This window comes from Nocardia araoensis NBRC 100135, from assembly GCF_000308435.1.
Taxonomy (GTDB): Bacteria; Actinomycetota; Actinomycetes; order Mycobacteriales; family Mycobacteriaceae; genus Nocardia; species Nocardia araoensis.
This window is the reverse complement of record NZ_BAFR01000141.1, coordinates 1-17,270: the sequence shown is the minus strand read 5'-3', so window position 1 is coordinate 17,270 and position 17,270 is coordinate 1. Positions and strand designations below refer to the sequence as shown.

The 17,270-nt window shown below is 70.0% G+C and carries 13 protein-coding genes and 1 riboswitch; of the genes, 8 read left to right on the top strand and 5 right to left on the bottom strand.

Going from position 1 to position 17,270, the window contains the following annotated elements; all coding sequences use genetic code 11:
* Nucleotides 1-120: 120 nt before the first annotated feature.
* From thiL to ON21_RS19115, 4 genes are read left to right on the top strand one after another with little or no spacing between them, the layout of a single operon-like run.
* Nucleotides 121-1,194 carry a thiamine-phosphate kinase gene (gene thiL / locus ON21_RS19130; protein WP_245562653.1) on the top strand — a complete coding sequence of 358 codons (1,074 nt, stop codon included), beginning with the start codon at nucleotides 121-123 and terminating at the stop codon, nucleotides 1,192-1,194.
* Nucleotides 1,195-1,205: 11 nt separating this feature from the next.
* Entirely contained in the window at nucleotides 1,206-1,889 is a 684-nt protein-coding gene (locus ON21_RS19125; protein WP_039799591.1) for a uracil-DNA glycosylase, read from the top strand.
* A gap of 50 nt (nucleotides 1,890-1,939) precedes the next feature.
* A complete protein-coding gene (locus tag ON21_RS19120; RefSeq protein WP_039799589.1) occupies nucleotides 1,940-2,179 on the top strand; it encodes a hypothetical protein in 240 nt (79 codons plus the stop codon).
* A gap of 60 nt (nucleotides 2,180-2,239) precedes the next feature.
* Nucleotides 2,240-3,103, top strand: a complete 864-nt coding sequence (locus ON21_RS19115; protein WP_039799587.1) for an alpha/beta fold hydrolase — start codon at nucleotides 2,240-2,242, stop codon at nucleotides 3,101-3,103.
* On the opposite strand, the gene ON21_RS19110 is transcribed toward ON21_RS19115, so the two are convergent.
* From ON21_RS19110 to rpmB, 3 genes are all read right to left on the bottom strand, one after another.
* Entirely contained in the window at nucleotides 3,104-3,892 is a 789-nt protein-coding gene (locus tag ON21_RS19110) for an enoyl-CoA hydratase/isomerase family protein (protein WP_039799623.1), read from the bottom strand.
* A gap of 52 nt (nucleotides 3,893-3,944) precedes the next feature.
* Complete coding sequence (locus ON21_RS19105; protein WP_051020991.1) at nucleotides 3,945-4,478, bottom strand: GNAT family N-acetyltransferase; 534 nt, start codon at nucleotides 4,476-4,478, stop codon at nucleotides 3,945-3,947.
* 97 nt (nucleotides 4,479-4,575) lie between these two features.
* On the bottom strand, nucleotides 4,576-4,767 hold the full coding sequence (gene rpmB, locus ON21_RS19100; RefSeq protein ID WP_039799620.1) for a 50S ribosomal protein L28: 192 nt from the start codon (nucleotides 4,765-4,767) through the stop codon (nucleotides 4,576-4,578).
* 328 nt (nucleotides 4,768-5,095) lie between these two features.
* Here rpmB and fakA point away from each other — a divergent pair, with 328 nt between their 5' ends.
* Nucleotides 5,096-6,853 carry a DAK2 domain-containing protein gene (gene fakA, locus ON21_RS19095; protein WP_039799619.1) on the top strand — a complete coding sequence of 586 codons (1,758 nt, stop codon included), beginning with the start codon at nucleotides 5,096-5,098 and terminating at the stop codon, nucleotides 6,851-6,853.
* Nucleotides 6,854-6,856: 3 nt separating this feature from the next.
* Nucleotides 6,857-9,139: an ATP-dependent DNA helicase RecG gene (recG, locus tag ON21_RS19090; protein ID WP_039799586.1), complete on the top strand. Its 2,283-nt coding sequence runs from the start codon at nucleotides 6,857-6,859 to the stop codon at nucleotides 9,137-9,139.
* A gap of 235 nt (nucleotides 9,140-9,374) precedes the next feature.
* Here recG and ON21_RS19085 read toward each other — a convergent pair whose 3' ends face one another.
* Complete coding sequence (locus tag ON21_RS19085) at nucleotides 9,375-10,820, bottom strand: short-chain fatty acyl-CoA regulator family protein (RefSeq protein WP_039799585.1); 1,446 nt, start codon at nucleotides 10,818-10,820, stop codon at nucleotides 9,375-9,377.
* Nucleotides 10,821-11,220: 400 nt separating this feature from the next.
* Between ON21_RS19085 and ON21_RS19080 the strand changes: the two genes are divergently transcribed.
* A complete protein-coding gene (locus tag ON21_RS19080) occupies nucleotides 11,221-11,592 on the top strand; it encodes a nuclear transport factor 2 family protein (protein WP_039799584.1) in 372 nt (123 codons plus the stop codon).
* Between the two features lie 410 nt (nucleotides 11,593-12,002).
* Here ON21_RS19080 and metE read toward each other — a convergent pair whose 3' ends face one another.
* Complete coding sequence (metE, locus tag ON21_RS19075) at nucleotides 12,003-14,264, bottom strand: 5-methyltetrahydropteroyltriglutamate--homocysteine S-methyltransferase (protein WP_039799618.1); 2,262 nt, start codon at nucleotides 14,262-14,264, stop codon at nucleotides 12,003-12,005.
* A gap of 148 nt (nucleotides 14,265-14,412) precedes the next feature.
* A riboswitch (cobalamin riboswitch) is annotated at nucleotides 14,413-14,642 on the bottom strand.
* A gap of 538 nt (nucleotides 14,643-15,180) precedes the next feature.
* Between metE and ON21_RS19070 the strand changes: the two genes are divergently transcribed.
* The coding region (locus tag ON21_RS19070) for a pyruvate carboxylase (RefSeq protein WP_039799583.1) at nucleotides 15,181-17,270 on the top strand (2,090 nt) is incomplete at its 3' end.

Below are 17,270 nucleotides of genomic sequence, written 5' to 3'. Positions count from 1 at the left end.
GCCGCAGGGCACAGGGCCGGTTGCTACTCGAGTGCCCCCGAAAGGGTACCGTCGGGCTCATTCCAGCAAGCAGCGCGCCGGAAAGGATCGGTCATCAGCGCGAGCAGTGCCCCGAGGACAGTGCGTGAACTGGGCGAGTTCGCGCTGATCGAGCGCATCAACGCGGGCCGCGTGCAGGCGCCGGGTGTGCTGCTCGGTCCCGGTGACGACGCGGCGCTGGTCGCGGCGCCGGACGGCCGGTTCGTGGTGACCACCGACATGCTCGTGCAGGACCGGCACTTCCGGCTGGACTGGTCCACCCCCGAGGACGTCGGCCGCAAGGCGATCGCGCAGAACGCCGCCGACGTGGTCGCCATGGGAGCGACGCCCACCGCGTTCGTCGTCGCGCTCGGCTGCCCGGCCGACACCCCGCTCGAGGTGATCGACGGACTCGCGGACGGTATGTGGGCCGAGGCCGCCAGGGCAGGCGCGTCGATCGCGGGCGGCGACCTGGTCCGCAGCCGCGAACTGGTCGTCTCCGTCACCGCCTTCGGCGACCCCGGCCGCGGAGCGCCGGTCACCCGAGCGGGCGCGCGCGTGGGCGATGTCGTCGCGGTGGCGGGCCGCCTCGGCTGGTCGGCCGCGGGACTGGCCGCCTTCACCGCCGGAGCGACCGGGCCGGAGGTCGCGGAAGCGCTTGCCGCGCATCGTGTTCCGCAGCCGCCGTATGCGCTGGTGCTGGACGTGCTGCGCCGTGAAGGCTCGGATGCGTCGGATGCGCAGCCCATTTCGACGCGAGCCGCGGTCACATCCGAGACGGCCGCCGGGGACGCGGATGACGCAATCGGTGTGCGCGACCACGGCCTGCACGCACTGACCGATGTGTCCGACGGGTTGCTCGCCGATCTGGGACACATCGCGTCGGCCTCGGGTGTGGCCATCGACCTGGATTCGGCCGCCCTGCGCGATCCGGCGCTGGAGCCCATTGCCGCCCGGCTGAATGCCGATGCCGCGCAATGGGTTCTGACCGGCGGCGAGGACCACGCCTTCGCGGGCGCCTGGGCGCCGGGCCGCGCGCTTCCCCCCGGATGGGTCGCGATCGGGCGGGTCGTCGCCGGTCGCGGGGTCACCGTCGACGGCGTGGCGCAGACCGGCGAGGGCGGGTGGGAATCGTTCCGTGGGGCGGACTCGTCAGCCGACGGCCGGCCACGCTAAGTTGTGCGGTCATGGGCGCGAAACCACTGTCGGAAATCATGGATCCGGGATGGGCGAAGGCACTCGAGCCGGTGGCGGATCGGATCACCGCCATGGGCGAGTTCCTTCGCGCCGAGAACGCCGCGGGCCGTGGCTACCTACCGTCCGGTGAGAACGTTTTGCGGGCCTTCCAGCGTCCGTTCGACGCGGTGCACGTACTCGTCGTCGGCCAGGATCCGTACCCGACGCCCGGCCACCCGATGGGGCTGAGTTTCTCTGTGGCGCCCGATGTTTCGCCGATCCCGCGCAGCCTGGCCAATATCTTCGCCGAATACAGCAAGGATCTCGGCCACCCGACACCGTCCTGCGGCGATCTGAGCCCGTGGTCGGACCGGGGTGTGCTGATGCTGAACCGGGTGCTCACCGTGTCGCCCGGCAAGCCCGCCTCGCACCGCGGCAAGGGTTGGGAGGCGGTCACCGATCAGGCGATCCGCGCTTTGGTCGCCAGGGACGAGCCGTTGGTCGCTATCCTGTGGGGCCGCGACGCCGCGACCCTCAAGCCGCTGCTGACCGAAGCCGAGGTGCCCTACATCGAGTCCGCGCATCCGTCGCCGCTGTCGGCGTCCCGCGGGTTCTTCGGTTCCCGCCCCTTCTCGCGAGTGAACGAATTGCTCGACGAACTGGGGGCCGAACCGGTTGACTGGCGCCTGCCCTGAGTTGGGCGTCTGTGTGTGATCGACCGAGTTAACGAGTGAGGAGCTGTTCCATGCACAACAACACCGTCCGGGGCGCGCTGCGCGGTACCACCGCGACCCTGGCCTTCTGCGCCGCTCTCAGCAGTGGCGCCGCCGTCGCGAGCGCGGCTCCGCTGCGGCTCGAGCCGGCCACGGAGACCACCACGGCCCCGGTCGCCGAGGAATACACCTCGAGCGGTTCCTCGACCATCTCCGCGTCGGTGAACGCCAAGATCGCGTGCCTGTTCTTCGCGGGCAACCTCGCCTGCTGAAACCCTCGAAACGCCGGGTTCGCGCCAGCGCGTCCCGGCGTTTGTGCGATCCTACGGATCGTGAGTAATGCGAACTATCTTCTCGAACCGTCCAGGCTCCGGCTGCGCGGTTCGGGCGGAATCGAGCTGGCCGCCGATCAGTTCGGCCCGGTCGACGGCCCGCTCGTCGTCTTCCTGCACGGTGGCGGGCAAACCCGCCACTCGTGGAAGAAGACCGGCGCTCGGCTCGGCGCGTCGGGCATGCGAGTGGTCACGGTCGACGCTCGCGGCCACGGGGACAGCGAGTGGGCGCCGGATCGCGACTATCGGCGCCAGACCATGGTCGACGACCTGCTGCTCGTGCTCGAACAGCTGGGCGAGCCCGCGGTGGTCGTCGGGGCCAGCATGGGCGGAATCACCGGCCTGCTCGCCACCGCGCGGCCGGGCGGGGAGGCGATCAGCGCCTTGGTGCTCGTCGACATCGTGACCCGGCCCGAGCCGGAAGGCGTCGCCCGGGTGATCGACTTCCTCGGCAAGCATCGCGACGGCTTCGACAGCCTCGAACAGGCGGCCGACGCGGTCGCCGAATACCTGCCGCACCGCCCGCGGCCGAAGAGCCCGGAGGGACTGCTGCGCAATCTGCGCGAGCGCGACGGTCGCTGGTACTGGCACTGGGATCCGGACATGCTCAGCGATCGGGTCGAGGATCCGTCCGCGATGATCGAGCCGATGGAGGACGCGGCGCGGGCGCTGCGCATCCCGGTGCTGCTGGTGCGCGGCATGCGCTCGGACGTGGTGAGCGCCGAGGGAGCCGAAGCGTTCCAGCGGCTGGTGCCACACGCCCAGCTGGTGGAGATCGGTGGCGCCGCGCACACCGCGGCCGGTGACGACAACGACTCGTTCACCGACGCGGTGGCGAAATTCGTGCTCTCGACCCGGGAGTGATCAGGCGAGCCCGGCGTAGTCGGGTTTGCGCTTCGCGACGAACGCGTCGACACCCTCGCGTCCCGCGGCGGAGCCCGCGGCCGCGGCGATCCCGTCGCGTTCGCTGTCGAGCTGATCGCTCAGCGTCGCGGACTCCGACTGCCGCAACAGCGATTTGATGCTCGCGTGGGTCGACCGCGGTCCGGTGGCGAGGGCGCGCGCGAGGCGCTGCGCCTCCTCGGCGATCTCGCCGTCGGGAACCAGCCTGCTCAGCACGCCGAGGCGCACCGCCTCGTCGGCGTCGAGGACGGCGTCGGTGAGCAGGATCTCGCGCGCCCGCGCGCGCCCCACGATGCGCGGCAGCGTCCAGGACATGCCCCCGTCGGGGCTCAGTCCGATGCCGGGGTAGGCCGGGCGCAGTTTGGTGCCGGGGCCGCCGAGGGCGATATCGGCCAGGCAGACCAGGCTCATGCCCGCGCCCGCCGCCCAGCCCTGCACCGCGGCCACCACCGGCACCGTGGTCGCGTCCAGCGCGCGGACGAACTCGTGCAGATCGGTTGCCAGGCCGTGGATGTGCGCGGAGCGGTCCTGCGCCGCGCCGAAGCCGCGTACGTCGCCTCCCGCGCAGAAGTTCGCGCCGGTGCCGCGCAGCAGCACCGCACCCACCTCGGACCCGAGCGAACCGAGTGCGGCGGCGCCCGCGTTGATGCCCGCGAAGTCCATGGACGTGCCGTGGGCGGAAGTGGCGATGGTGATCTGGAGGACGCCGTCGACGGTCGTCACGTACCCGGCTTGCTCGCTGGTGGTCATGATCTGCACCTTAACGGGCTCGGCCGCACGCGATCCGCCGGTAGTCCGCGCATCAACCGAGCGAGGGCGCGGGGGGTTCACCCGCGTACGTCGTCGGCGTGCGCACCATGCGCACCTCCATCGCGGCGGTGAACGCCTCCACCTTGCGTGTGCCGTCGAGCACGAAACCATGCCGCCGGTAGAACGCCTGGGCGCGCGCGTTCTGCTCGAAGACCCACAGCGAGCACGGAGCGGCCGGATCGAGCGCGGCGCTGATCAGGTCGTCGGCGACCCCGCTGCCGTGCCAGGGAGAACGGACGTAGAGGGCGTGCAGCTCGAGCGGAGTCACCGCGTCCGCGCCGCCGGGCGGCCCCGCGCTGGAGAACCCGATCACCACGTCCTCGACGATCGCGACGTGCGTGCGGCCCGGATAGCGCACCCGGTCACGCTCCCACTGCTCGGCTCGCCGCTCGATGTCGAAGGCGTCGAGCACGTGCGAAGGCACCAGCCCCCGGTACGCCTCGCGCCAGCAGGCGATGTGGCATTCGGCGAGGCTGTGGACATACTCGGCGGTCAGGGGCTGGACCCGCCACGGATGCTCGGTCACGGCAGCCATGCTCGGCCCGCACTCATGACGACGCCCCGGACCACCCGTTGCGGGTGCCGGGGCGTGTGCCGACGATGCCGGTCAGCCGGAAGGCGGATCAGCCGCGGGCGACCTTGCCCGCCTTCAGGCAGGAGGTGCACACGTTCATGCGGCGGGTGTTGCCCGGGGCGACCTGCGCGCGAACGGTTTGGATGTTCGGGTTCCAACGACGGTTGGTGCGCCGGTGCGAGTGCGAGACCGACTTCCCGAAGCCGGGGCCCTTGGCGCAGACGTCGCAGACGGCAGCCATAGTCGCGAACTCCTTCATGTCAATGGTGGGGACCGTCGCCTTCGCGGGGCGACTCGTCCTCGTGCAATGTCAAGTGCCCGGTCGGCGGAGAGCCGACCAGCGCAGACCGGTGACGGCCGCGCGAGGCAACCCTGCAAGGGTAGCTGTGCTGCCTCCGATCCACCAAACCGGTCCCCGCGAACGAGTGCCGGATCGGTCGCCGGGCAATACCCATCCTAATGGCGCGGTCTTGCCGGTCGCCTGTCGGGACCGCCCGCTAACCTGGCGGGCGGTGGTGGCGCGGGTGGCGGAAGGGAGCGAGGTGACGGTGTCCGGAGCGCGAGATGTGATGGACGGCGCGGCACTGCTGCGCTGGGGCCACACCTGTCTCGCCGGCCTGGAGCATCGGCGCGAGGAGATCAACGCGCTCAACGTCTTTCCGGTACCGGACGCGGACACCGGCACGAATCTGCTGGCCACCATGCGCGCCGCGGTGGAAGCGGGGGAAGAGGCCGCGCGGGCGAACAGGGATGCGAGCGCCGCTCGCGCCGTCGCCGTGGCGATGGCGCACGGCGCGACGGTCGGCGCCCGCGGCAATTCCGGGATCATCCTGTCCCAAGTGCTGCGCGGCGTCGCGGACACGGTGCACGGCGGTCCGTTCACGGCCGACAGCCTGCGCGCTGCGCTGGCCAGGGCTTCCGCACTGGTCCGCGAGTCGCTGAGCGTGCCGATCGAAGGGACGATCCTCACCGTGCTGGACTGCGCGACCGCGGCGGCCGCGGGATGCCCGGACCACGAACTGGCGGACGTGGCGCTGGCGGCGGCCGACGGCGCGGCCAAGGCGCTCGGCGACACGCCGTTCCAATTGGGTGTGCTGCGTCGTGCCGGTGTCGTCGACGCGGGAGCTCGCGGTTTGGTGGTGCTGCTGGACAGCTTGGTCGCCGTGACCAGAGGGGAGGCGCCGACGCGGCCGGAGTACCCGCGGCCCGCGGCGGCCGCGCATTCGGCGCCCGCCCGCGAGGCGGAACCGCGGTACGAGGTGATGTATCTGCTGGCCGACTCCGATGAGCGGAAAGTGGCCGCGCTGCGCGCCCGTCTCGGCGAACTCGGCGACTCGGTCGTCGTCGTCGGCGACGGGGGCGGATCCTGGTCGGCGCACGTCCACTGTGCCGATGCCGGTGCGGCGGTGGAGGCGGGCATCGCGGCGGGCACGCTGAGCCGGATCCGCGTCGAGAACGTCATCTTCACGTCGCACCGGGACGTATCCGACGTGTCGCACGGCCCCGGCGCGGGCGATCGCGCCACGCGTGCGGACCCGGGCGAAGTCTTCGATGGTGCTGCCCCCAGCGGACGTCCCGGAATCGAAGGCATCGCGGGATCCTTTCCGGCCGCCGATTCGACTCAGGTGGTGGTCGGCGCGCTCGGCCGCAGCGCGCCTGCCTCGGGAGCTCCGGCCGATCGCGGGATCCTGGCAGTGGTCGCGGGCGCGGGCGCGGCGACGCTGTTCGAGGACGCGGGCGCCGTGGTGCTGGCGGACGAGTCGGTGACCGCGGCCACGTTGCTGGCCGCGATCCGGCGGATGCCGAACCGTGAGGTGCTGGTGCTGCCCAACGGCGCGCTGCCGGCACACGAACTCCTCGCCGTCGGTGTCGCCGCCCGTGACGCCCACCGGGACGTGTTGCTGTTGCCGAGCGCGTCGATGGTGCAGGGACTGGCCGCCTTGGCCGTGCACGACCGCGGACGCATCGCGGTGGACGACGCCTTCGCGATGTCGGAGGCGGCCGCGACCACACGTTGGGGATCGCTGCGCGCGGCGACCGGACGCGCGCTCACCATGGTCGGCACGTGTGAACCGGGCGATGGGCTCGGCCTGGCCGGGCACGACGTCGTGGTGATCGAGCGCGACGTGCGCGCCGCCGGGCGGACGTTGCTGGACCGGCTGCTCGCCTTCGGCGGCGAGCTGGTCACCCTGCTGATGGGCGCGGCGGCGCCGGACGGACTCGGCGGCGAACTGGCGGCTCATATCGCGCAGAACTTCCCCGGTGTCGAGGTGATCGTGTATTCCGGTGGGCAGCAGGGTGATTCGGTGCAGATCGGAGTGGAATAGGGCATGGCGACACTGAGCGATCGGCTCGACCACATCCTCGGCGCGAAGGCGGCGGCCTCGCTCGCGGACGCCTTCGGCATGCAAACCGTCGAGGATCTGCTGCGGCACTACCCCCTGCGGTACGCGACGCAGGGGCAACCGCTCACCGAGGAAGCGCCCGAGGACGGTTCGCACATCACCGTCATCGGACGGATCACGAAGGCCGAACTGCGGCCGATGCGCAACCGCCGCGGGTCGCTGCTGAAGGTGGTGCTCGACACCGGCTCCGGTCGCGGCGTCGACGTCACCTTCTTCAACGGCGACAAGGTGAAGTACGTGGTGCGCGAAGGTCTGCGCGCGATGATGTCGGGCACGGTGAACTACTGGCGTCCCGGCCAGTGGAACCTCAGCCACCCCGGCTACTTGATCCTGCCGGAAACCGAGGGCGACGACGACTCGGTCGGCGCGCTGACCAAGGTGCGCGGCGGCGGCGACCTACGTGGCCTCGCGCAGAGCGCGAAAGGCGACGGGGGAGTGGACGCCTCGTTCCTGGAACGCGAGTTCATCCCGGTCTACCCGGCGACCGCGAAGGTGCAGAGCTGGGACGTGCTCGCCTGCGTGCGTCAGGTGCTCGATCAGCTGGATCCGCTCGACGATCCGCTGCCGGAAGACGTGCGCGCCGAACGCGCGTTGCCGAACCTGTCCGACGCGCTGCGCCTGATCCACCTGCCCGAGCGCAAGGACGACATCGATCGGGCCGAGGACCGGCTACGCTTCGACGAGGCGCTGGCCTTGCAGTTGGTGCTGGCCGAACGCAGGCACGAGGTGTCCGGGCGCCGGGCACGCGCCTGCGCACCCCGGGCGGGCGGTATCGCCGCGGCGTTCGACCAGCGCTTGCCCTTCGAACTCACCGCAGGGCAACAGCGGGTCGTGGCCGAGATCTCCGCCGACCTGGCCCGCGAGCAGCCGATGCACCGGTTGCTGCAAGGCGAGGTCGGCTCCGGCAAGACGATCGTCGCTCTGCACGCCATGCTCCAGGTGGTGGACGCGGGACTGCAGTGCGCGCTGCTCGCCCCGACGGAGGTGCTCGCCGCGCAGCACTACCGGTCGCTGCGCGGCATGCTCGGCGAGCTGGGCGCCGCGGGCGAGCTGGGCGCGGCCGACCACGCCACCCGCGTGGTGCTGGTGACCGGGTCGATGTCGGCGGCGGCCAAGAAGGCGGCGCTGCTGGAAGCGGTGACCGGCGAGGCGGGCATCGTGATCGGCACGCACGCGCTGATCCAGGACAACGTCGAGTTCTTCGACCTCGGCATGGTGGTGGTCGACGAGCAGCACCGCTTCGGCGTCGAGCAGCGGGACGCTCTGCGCGCGAAGGCGAAAGCGGGCACCAGTCCACATCTGCTGGTGATGACCGCGACCCCGATCCCGCGCACCATCGCCATGACCACGCTCGGCGATCTGGAGACCTCCACACTGACCGAGCTGCCGAAAGGCCGCTCGCCGATCGTCTCCAAGGTGGTGCCGCGCAGGCAGCATCCGAACTGGGTGGATCGTGCCTGGGAGCGGATCGTGGAGGAGGTCGCCGCCGGACGCCAGGCGTACGTGGTGTGCTCGCGCATCGGTGAGGACGAGGAGACCGCGGGCAAGTCTCGCAGCGGGCGCGCGAAGAACGGCGACGGCGAGAAGGACGGCCCGACCACCCAGGCCGTGCTCGACGTGTTCGAGACGCTGCGCGCGGGTCCGCTGTCCGGCGTGCGGGTCGGCCTGCTGCACGGCAGACTGCCCGCCGACGAGAAAGACCAGGTGATGCGGGCGTTCAACGACGGATCGGTGGACGTGCTGGTGTGCACCACGGTGGTCGAGGTCGGCGTGGACGTGCCCAACGCGACCGTGATGGTGATCGTCGACGCCGACCGGTTCGGCGTCAGCCAATTGCATCAACTGCGCGGCCGGATCGGCCGGGGCGAGCACCCCGGGTTGTGCCTGCTGATCACGGACGCCGCGCCGGGCGGGTCGGCCATGGCGCGGCTGGACGCGGTGGCCGCCACTACCGACGGCTTCGAACTCGCGGTGCTGGACCTGCGGACCCGCCGCGAGGGCGACGTGCTCGGCGCCGCCCAGTCCGGCACGGCCCGATCGCTGCGCCTGCTGTCACTGCTGGACGATCTCGAGGTCATCACCGCAGCGCAGGAATTCGCCCGAGCGGTGGTGGCGGCCGACCCGGGGCTGCGTATGCACCCTGGGCTGGCGGGGATGATGCACGCGGCGGTGGACGCCGAGCGGCTGGAGTATCTGGCCAAGTCCTGATCGCACCGGCGATGTGGCCGGGAGAGGTCGGGCTCCCGACCACATCGCCCCGGATTGTCGCTGTTTCGGTGGCGGATGCGCCGTCCGTTGCTTCGATCGGCGCGTGACCGGACGCCGGTCACGCGGTGGTGTCCCGAATTCCCGTCCGCACCGGTCTTCTCGGCGGGCGCGCCGTTCGCGCTCGCCGTGCGTACCGGGCGCTCCGACCCGGACCGGCTCGCCGGAACCGGAGCCGTCAGCGCCCGAGCCGCGGGTAGGGCAGATCGGTGCTGGTGTGTTCGGCGACCGCCAATGGGCTGCCGATGTGCGGGAAGGCCCGCTGCGGGCACGCGGGGCGCTCGCACACTTTGCAGCCCGCGCCGATCGGGACCGAGGTCGCCGGGTCGTCCAGCTGCAACCCGGCCGAGTACACCAAGCGGTCGGCGTATTCGATATCGCAACCCAGACCGATGGCGAAGTTCTTCGCCGCGGTGCCGAACCCGTGCGGGGCGATCGCGGCGGTGCGCGCGATCCACAGATACCGGCGGCCGTCGGGCATCTCGGCCACCTGGGTCAGGATCCGGCCGGGATTCGAGAAGGCTTCGTGCACCACCCACAGCGGGCAACTGCCGCCGACCCGGGAGAAGTGGAACGCGGTGGCGGACTGACGTTTGGAGATGTTGCCGGCCCGGTCGGTGCGGACGAAGAAGAACGGAACACCACGCTGGCCCTGCCGTTGCAGGGTGCTGAGCCGATGGCAGACGGTCTCGAACCCGACCTCGAAACGCAGGCCGAGCAGGTCGATGTCGTAGCGCAGCTCCTCGGCCGAGCGCAGGAATCGGCCATAGGGCAGCACCAGCGCGCCTGCGAAGTAATTGGCCAGCCCGATTCGCGCCAGCGTGCGGGATTCGCCGCTGAGCGAAGGGCTCTCGGCCAGCACGGCATCCAGTTCGGCCCCGTACAGCAGGAGGCCGAGCGTGGTCGCGATCTGGAAGGCGCGCTGGCCTGGTCGCAACCGGCGAGCGAGCGTGAGCGTGCGGGTCTCCGGGTCGTAGTGGCGTTTGGGGACGGTGGGGTCGGCGCCGTCGCCGCGCACCAGAACGGTCACCCCGGCGCGCTCCTCGGCGATGCGGGCGAGCTGGCGATCCAGCGAGCCGATGGTCAGCCCGGAATTCTCGAACAACTGCTCGGCGGCGATGTCGAGTTGCGGAATGTGGTTGTGGTGGTCGTAGAAGAAGTCGCGCACGTCCTCGTAGGGCATGGGTACCCCGGGTGCGCCCGCGGGCGCGGACACCCGGGCGGACAGCAGGTCGAGCTGATCGGTGGCGGCGCGCAGTCGGCGATGCATCGCGACGACGATTCTGGCGACCTCCGGTTGGCGGGTCGCCAGTTCCTCGACTTCCGTCAGCGGCGCGGTGTGCCCGCCCGCGGCGTCGACCAGCACTTCGTGCAGGTCCGATACGAGCCGCGCGTCGGAGTCGGCGGCGAAGAACTGGACGTCCAGGTCGAAGGTCGAATTCAGTTTGAGCAGTACGGGAATGGTGAGTGGGCGCTGGTCTCGCTCGAGCTGATTGAGGTAGCTCGGCGACAGATCCAGCGATTTCGCCAGAGCCGCCTGAGTCATCCTCCGCTCTTCACGCAATCGCCGAAGCCGGGCGCCCGCATACATCTTGCGCACGTGCACGATGGTAGCTGCGATCATTCGCAATCATCGCAATAACTCGCGTTATTACTCGCGAGAATATGCTTTTGTGAGGTGTCCAGCAATGTATTCGATCTGCGTAGCGTGCGAAGAGGGGTTTGCCGCCGCGTTGTGGGGAATGCGTCGAATCCGCCGTCACCGGACATTTCGGCCGCAGTCCGATCCGTGGGCCTGCCACCGACTACGAGATCCGAATCGACATGGCTCGCGGAATCGTTCTGTGCGAGAGCGAAATCGGTTGTCGGAACAGCCGGTGGGCGCCGGTGCGACCTCGCCGTCGACCGCTGGGCGGAGAGAAGGCGACACGGAAGCCGGTGACACCCTTCCCTACCGAGCAACTGCTTGGTTGAATCGAGGGGTTCCGGTACCCCAGCCCCGGCGCCAGGAAGTGAGCAGACGAATGCCTGATTCCGACGAGCTCGTGCGTGCGATGTGCCGAAGCTGGTCCGACCCCGATCCGGATCGGATCAGCGCGTACTTCGCGGAGAACGCCGTCTATCACAACATCCCGATGGAGCCCATCGTCGGCCGCACCGCCATCCGCGACTTCGTCGCGGGTTTCCTGACCACCTTCGACGCCATCGATTTCGACATCCACCACCAGATCGCATCCGGCAACGTGGTGATGAACGAGCGCACCGACACCCTCCGCTCCGCAGGACGCGAGACTCCGCTCCCGGTCATGGGCTTCTTCGAAGTCGCCGACGGCCTGATCGCCACCTGGCGCGACTACTTCGACATGGCCGCCATCAACCGCGCCTTCGGACTGTAGGGGCGAGACTCAGCCGAACAGATCGTTCTCGGACTCGGCCGTAGCGGCCTTGCGCGTCCAGGACTCGAGCCGGTCGAGATCGGTGCACTCGGTGATGTCGAATTGAGTGGAACCGAATCGGGGGTGGGCACGTCGAAAGTAGGCAAGAGGGGAAAGACGGTGTCGTAGTCGACTTGTGAGGAGGGGTAGCCGATGGAGCGTTGTTCCGGGTGTCATACGGCGTGGCGGCGGGGGATGCGTGCGCGGGCGCGGGAGTTGCCGGTGACGCGGCGGGAAGAACCGTGTGATCGGTACACACTACGACGGCGGCAGCCGCCCCGGCCGGAGCCGGAATCCGATTGAGGCCTCGATCGAGTCGGTGCCCCCTCGGCAGGGCGAGGGGGCACCGAATCATCTATCGGCGGGCGGTGTCACCGCACGGCTGCCGCCGCGGCGACCATGTTGCGGAGCGAGGCTTCCACCTCGGCGCGGCCCCTGGTCTTCAACCCGCAGTCGGGATTCACCCAGAGACGTTCGGCCGGAACGGCTTTCAACGCCGCACGCAGCGATGTGGTGATCTCGTCGATGCTCGGCACCCGCGGCGAGTGGATGTCGTACACGCCGGGGCCGACGCCGAGGTCGAATCCCGCCGCGTTGAGATCGTCGAGCACCTCCATGCGTGAGCGCGCCGCCTCGATGGACGTCACATCGGCGTCCAGCCCGGCGATCGCGTCGATCACCTCGCCGAACTCCGAGTAGCACAGGTGTGTGTGGATCTGCGTCGCATCGGACACCCCGGAGGTGGCGAGCCGGAACGACCGCACCGACCATTCCAGATACCCGGGCTGATCGGCCGCGCGCAGCGGAAGCAATTCCCGCAAGGCGGGCTCGTCGACCTGGATGATCCGGGTACCGGCCGATTCCAGGTCGACGGTCTCCTCCCGGATCGCCAGTGCCACCTGGCGGGCGGACTCGCCCAACGGCTGGTCGTCGCGCACGAACGACCACGCCAGGATGGTCACCGGGCCGGTCAGCATGCCCTTCACCGGCTTGTCGGTGAGCGACTGCGCGTAGCCGATCCACTCGACGGTCATCGGCTCGCGCCGCGCGACGTCGCCGAACAGGATCGGCGGCCGCACGCAGCGCGTGCCGTAGGACTGGACCCAGCCTTGCTCGGTCGCCGCGAACCCGTCGAGTTGCTCGGCGAAGTACTGCACCATGTCGTTGCGTTCCGGCTCGCCGTGCACCAGCACGTCCAACCCCAGTTCCTCCTGGAGCGCGATGACGTCCGCGATCTCGGCGCGCATCCGGCGCACGTACTCCGCTCGATCGATCTCGCCCTTGCGCAACGCGGCGCGCGCCAACCGGATGGCCGAGGTCTGCGGATAGGAACCGATCGTCGTGGTCGGCAGCGTGGGCAGCCGCAATCTGTCCCGTTGCAGTTCCCGGCGCTGTTCGGCAGGCGCCCGACGGGTGGCCTCCGGCCCCAGCGCGGCCAGCGCGGCGCGCACCCGCGGATTGTTCAGCCGCGGATCCGACCTGCGCGACGCGAGCGCCGCGCGCACCTCGGCCAGCTCGGCGGCGATCGCGTCCGTGCCCTGGCTCAGCCCGGTCGCGAGCAGGCGAACCTCGGCGACTTTCTCCGCGCCGAACGCCAGCCAGGACCGCAGCCGCTCGTCCAACCCGGTTTCCGCGGCCAATGTGTACGGCACGTGTAGCAACGAGCATGAAGTCGAAACAGCAACGTGCGCAGCGGATTCCAGCAGCGTCCCAAGGGTGGTCAAGGCGCGGTCGAGGTCGGTCCGCCACACATTGCGGCCGTCCACGACCCCCGCGACGAGTACTTTGCCTGCCAGCGCGGCCACCGCGGAGACGTCGGCGCCCGCGGTGAAGTCGAGGGCGACACCTTCTATTCCGGTGCTCGCCAGCGCCGCCAGAGCGGCATCCGGCTGCCCGAAGTAGGTCGCGACGAGAATCGCAGGCCGTTCGGCGGCGTCGGCGAGTTCCTCGTAGGTGACCTGCACCAGGTCGATCTCCTCCGCAGTGAGGTCGGTGACCAGCACCGGCTCGTCGATCTGCACCCACTCGGCACCGGCGACGGCGAGCCTGCGCAGCAGCTCCCGATACAGCGGCAGCAGCTCGATCAGCCGTGCGAGGGCCGAGCCCCCGGTCGCCTTCGCCAGCTTCAGGAAGGTGATCGGCCCGATCACCACCGGTCGCGCGGGCACCCCCAGCTCGAGCGCTTCCCGCAGTTCCGCCAGCAACTTCTCCGGGTGCAGCGAGAAGGCGGTCCCCGGCTCGATTTCCGGCACCAGGTAGTGGTAGTTCGTGTCGAACCACTTGGTCATCTCCAAGGGTTCGACCGTGTCGGTGCCGCGGGCGGCGGCGAAATACCGTTCCAGCGGATCCGCGATCCCGGCGACCCGGGGCGGCAGGGCGCCCAGCAACTCGGCGGTGTCGAGCATCTGGTCGTAGTAGGAGAACGTGCCGACCGGGATGGAGTCCAGACCGGCGGCTCGTAATTCGGCGAGCTGGGCTTGCCGAAGGTCGCGCGCCACCGCGTGCAACTGGTCGGCGTCGATCTTGCCCGCCCAATAGGCTTCGGTGGCCCGCTTCAGTTCGCGCCGTGGCCCCACTCGCGGAAGCCCGAGAACCGTCGCGGTGAACGGCTTTTGCTGTGCAACAGTCACGATGTTTCTCCATTGCTGAGGACGAAAGCCATCGCCATACGGGCAGGCGGAGAACCCGGTGACATGCCGGAGATGTTCCCGGCCGAGGAGCCCCGACACGTCAGCTTGTGATCCGCGCGCCCAATCCACGAGGCGGTGGCCGCCGGGTACGGCGTACCCGGCACGGCTGGCAGGTCTTCGGACTCGCGGGCACCGGCCGTGCGGGCCGGCGAACGCCGGAGTGCTCCCGATGGCCGACCTACTGGCCGTCGCTTCCCAAGTCGCGGAGCCTTCCGGCTCGCTGGACCCAGTGCCTGGTGACGGCGGTCGTTCCTGCATACCGCTGCGGGACAGTCCCGGATTCCCACCGGGTTCCCTCTCACCCGCCGTGACGTCGCCGCCCGGTCGGGTTCGACTCCGCCGCACGACGTCGGGGCTCCATCTCGTCGTGCTGCGGTGAACCAGCTGCGTACTCAGCATAGGACGCGGCGAAGCGAGCACACCGCGAGGGATGTCACACCGGCGTTTGCCCGAAGCGCTCGTCGCGTGTCGATCCCGCGCCCGCTTTCCGTTCCGGCTATCGGCCGGGTCGCTCGGGTGGACTCCGATCGGCTCTCGACCGGCAATCGGGCACCGAGCCGCCCCGCATCAGCCTTCCGATCTGGTCGTATGGGCCGGTTCTCCTGGTCCGAGGCCGCGGACCCACGCCGGCGGAGCACGGCTCGATGCCGGGCTCGGCCATCGGCAGCTGCTCGGCGGTCGCCGCCACCGGACTTCTCGACCGAACCCGGCCTCCGGGCAGCACACCGGTTGCTGCCGCACCGCACATGTGTCGGCCCGGTGAACGCAACTTCGCAACGGTGCTAGTCGGTCTTGTGAAAAGGTTTGCGAAGGGGGATTCCGTGTCGGTGCGGTTCACGCGGCCGGGTACCTTAGGTCAATGTTCTCGAAAGTCTTGGTTGCCAACCGTGGCGAGATCGCCATCCGCGCCTTCCGCGCGGCCTACGAACTCGGCATCGGGACGGTCGCCGTGTTTCCCTACGAGGACCGGAATTCGGTCCATCGGCTGAAGGCGGCGGAGTCGTACCAGATCGGCGAGCCCGGCCATCCGGTGCGGGCCTACCTGTCGATCGAGGCGATCATCGAGGCGGCCAAGTCGGCGGGCGCGGACGCGATCTATCCGGGGTACGGGTTCCTCTCGGAGAACCCGGATCTGGCGGCGGCGTGCGCGCGGGAGGGCATCACCTTCATCGGCCCGTCGGCCGAGGTGCTCGAACTGGCGGGTAACAAGGCGCGGGCGATCGAGGCGGCGAAGGCGGCCGGGCTGCCGGTGTTGCGTTCGAGCGCACCGTCGTCGGACGTGGAGGAGTTGCTCGCCGCGGCGCGGGAGCTGGAATACCCCATCTTCGTCAAGGCGGTGGCCGGTGGCGGCGGGCGCGGGATGCGCAGGGTCGCCGCGCCCGAACAGCTGCGCGAATCGATCGAGGCGGCCTCCCGGGAGGCGGAGTCGGCGTTCGGCGACCCGACGGTGTTCCTGGAACAGGCGGTGGTGAACCCCCGCCATATCGAGGTGCAGATCCTGGCTGATCAGCACGGGAATGTGATGCACCTGTTCGAGCGGGACTGTTCGGTGCAGCGCAGGCATCAGAAGGTGATCGAACTTGCGCCCGCACCGAATCTCGACCCCGCACTGCGGGAACGGATCTGCGCCGACGCGGTGGCCTTCGCCCGGCAGATCGGCTACTCGTGCGCGGGCACCGTGGAGTTCCTGCTGGACGAGCGGGGCAACCACGTCTTCATCGAGATGAACCCGCGCATCCAGGTGGAGCACACGGTGACCGAGGAGATCACCGACGTGGACCTGGTGCAGTCGCAGCTGCGCATCGCGGCGGGGGAGACGCTCGAGCAACTGGGTCTGAGCCAGGACGCCGTGACGATCCGCGGCGCGGCCCTGCAATGCCGGATCACCACCGAGGATCCGGCCAACGGGTTCCGTCCCGACACTGGCCGGATCACCGCCTACCGCACACCCGGCGGCGCGGGCATCCGCCTGGACGGCGGCGCGAACCTGGGTGCCGAGATCGGCGCCTACTTCGACTCCATGCTGGTCAAGCTCACCTGCCGGGGCCGCGACTTCGGTGCGGCGGTGGCGCGGGCGAGCCGGGCGCTGGCGGAGTTCCGGATTCGCGGCGTGGCGACGAACATTCCGTTCCTGCTCGCGGTGCTGGACGATCCGGACTTCAAAGCGGGGCGGGTCACCACCTCGTTCATCGATGAGCGTCCGCAGCTGCTGACCCTGCGCCGGTCCGCCGACCGCGGGACCAAGATCCTCGACTACCTGGCCGATGTCACCGTGAACAAGCCGCACGGTGAGCGGCCCACCACGGTGTATCCGCACGACAAACTGCCCGCGATCGATCTGAGCGCGCCGCCGCCGGACGGCTCGCGGCAGCGGCTGCTGCGGCTGGGGCCGGAGGGTTTCGCGCGGGCGTTGCGTGAGCAGAAGGCGGTCGGCGTCACCGACACCACCTTCCGCGACGCGCACCAGTCGCTGCTGGCCACCCGGGTGCGCACCAACGGCCTGCTGGGGGTGGCCGGGCATGTGGCGCGGTTGACCCCGGAGTTGCTGTCGGTGGAGTGCTGGGGCGGAGCGACCTACGACGTGGGGTTGCGGTTCTTGTACGAGGACCCGTGGGAGCGGTTGGCGGCGTTGCGGGAGGCGATTCCGAACATCTGCCTGCAGATGCTGCTGCGCGGCCGCAACACCGTCGGCTACACCCCGTACCCGGAGGCGGTGACCCGCGCGTTCGTCTCCGAGGCGACCGCCACGGGGATCGACATCTTCCGTATCTTCGACGCGCTCAACAACGTCGACCAGATGCGCCCGGCCATCGACGCGGTCCGCGAGACCGGTACCGCGATCGCGGAGGTCGCGATCAGCTACACCGGGGACCTGTCGAATCCGGACGAGTCGCTCTACACCCTGGACTACTACCTGAAGCTGGCCGAGCAGATCGTCGACGCGGGCGC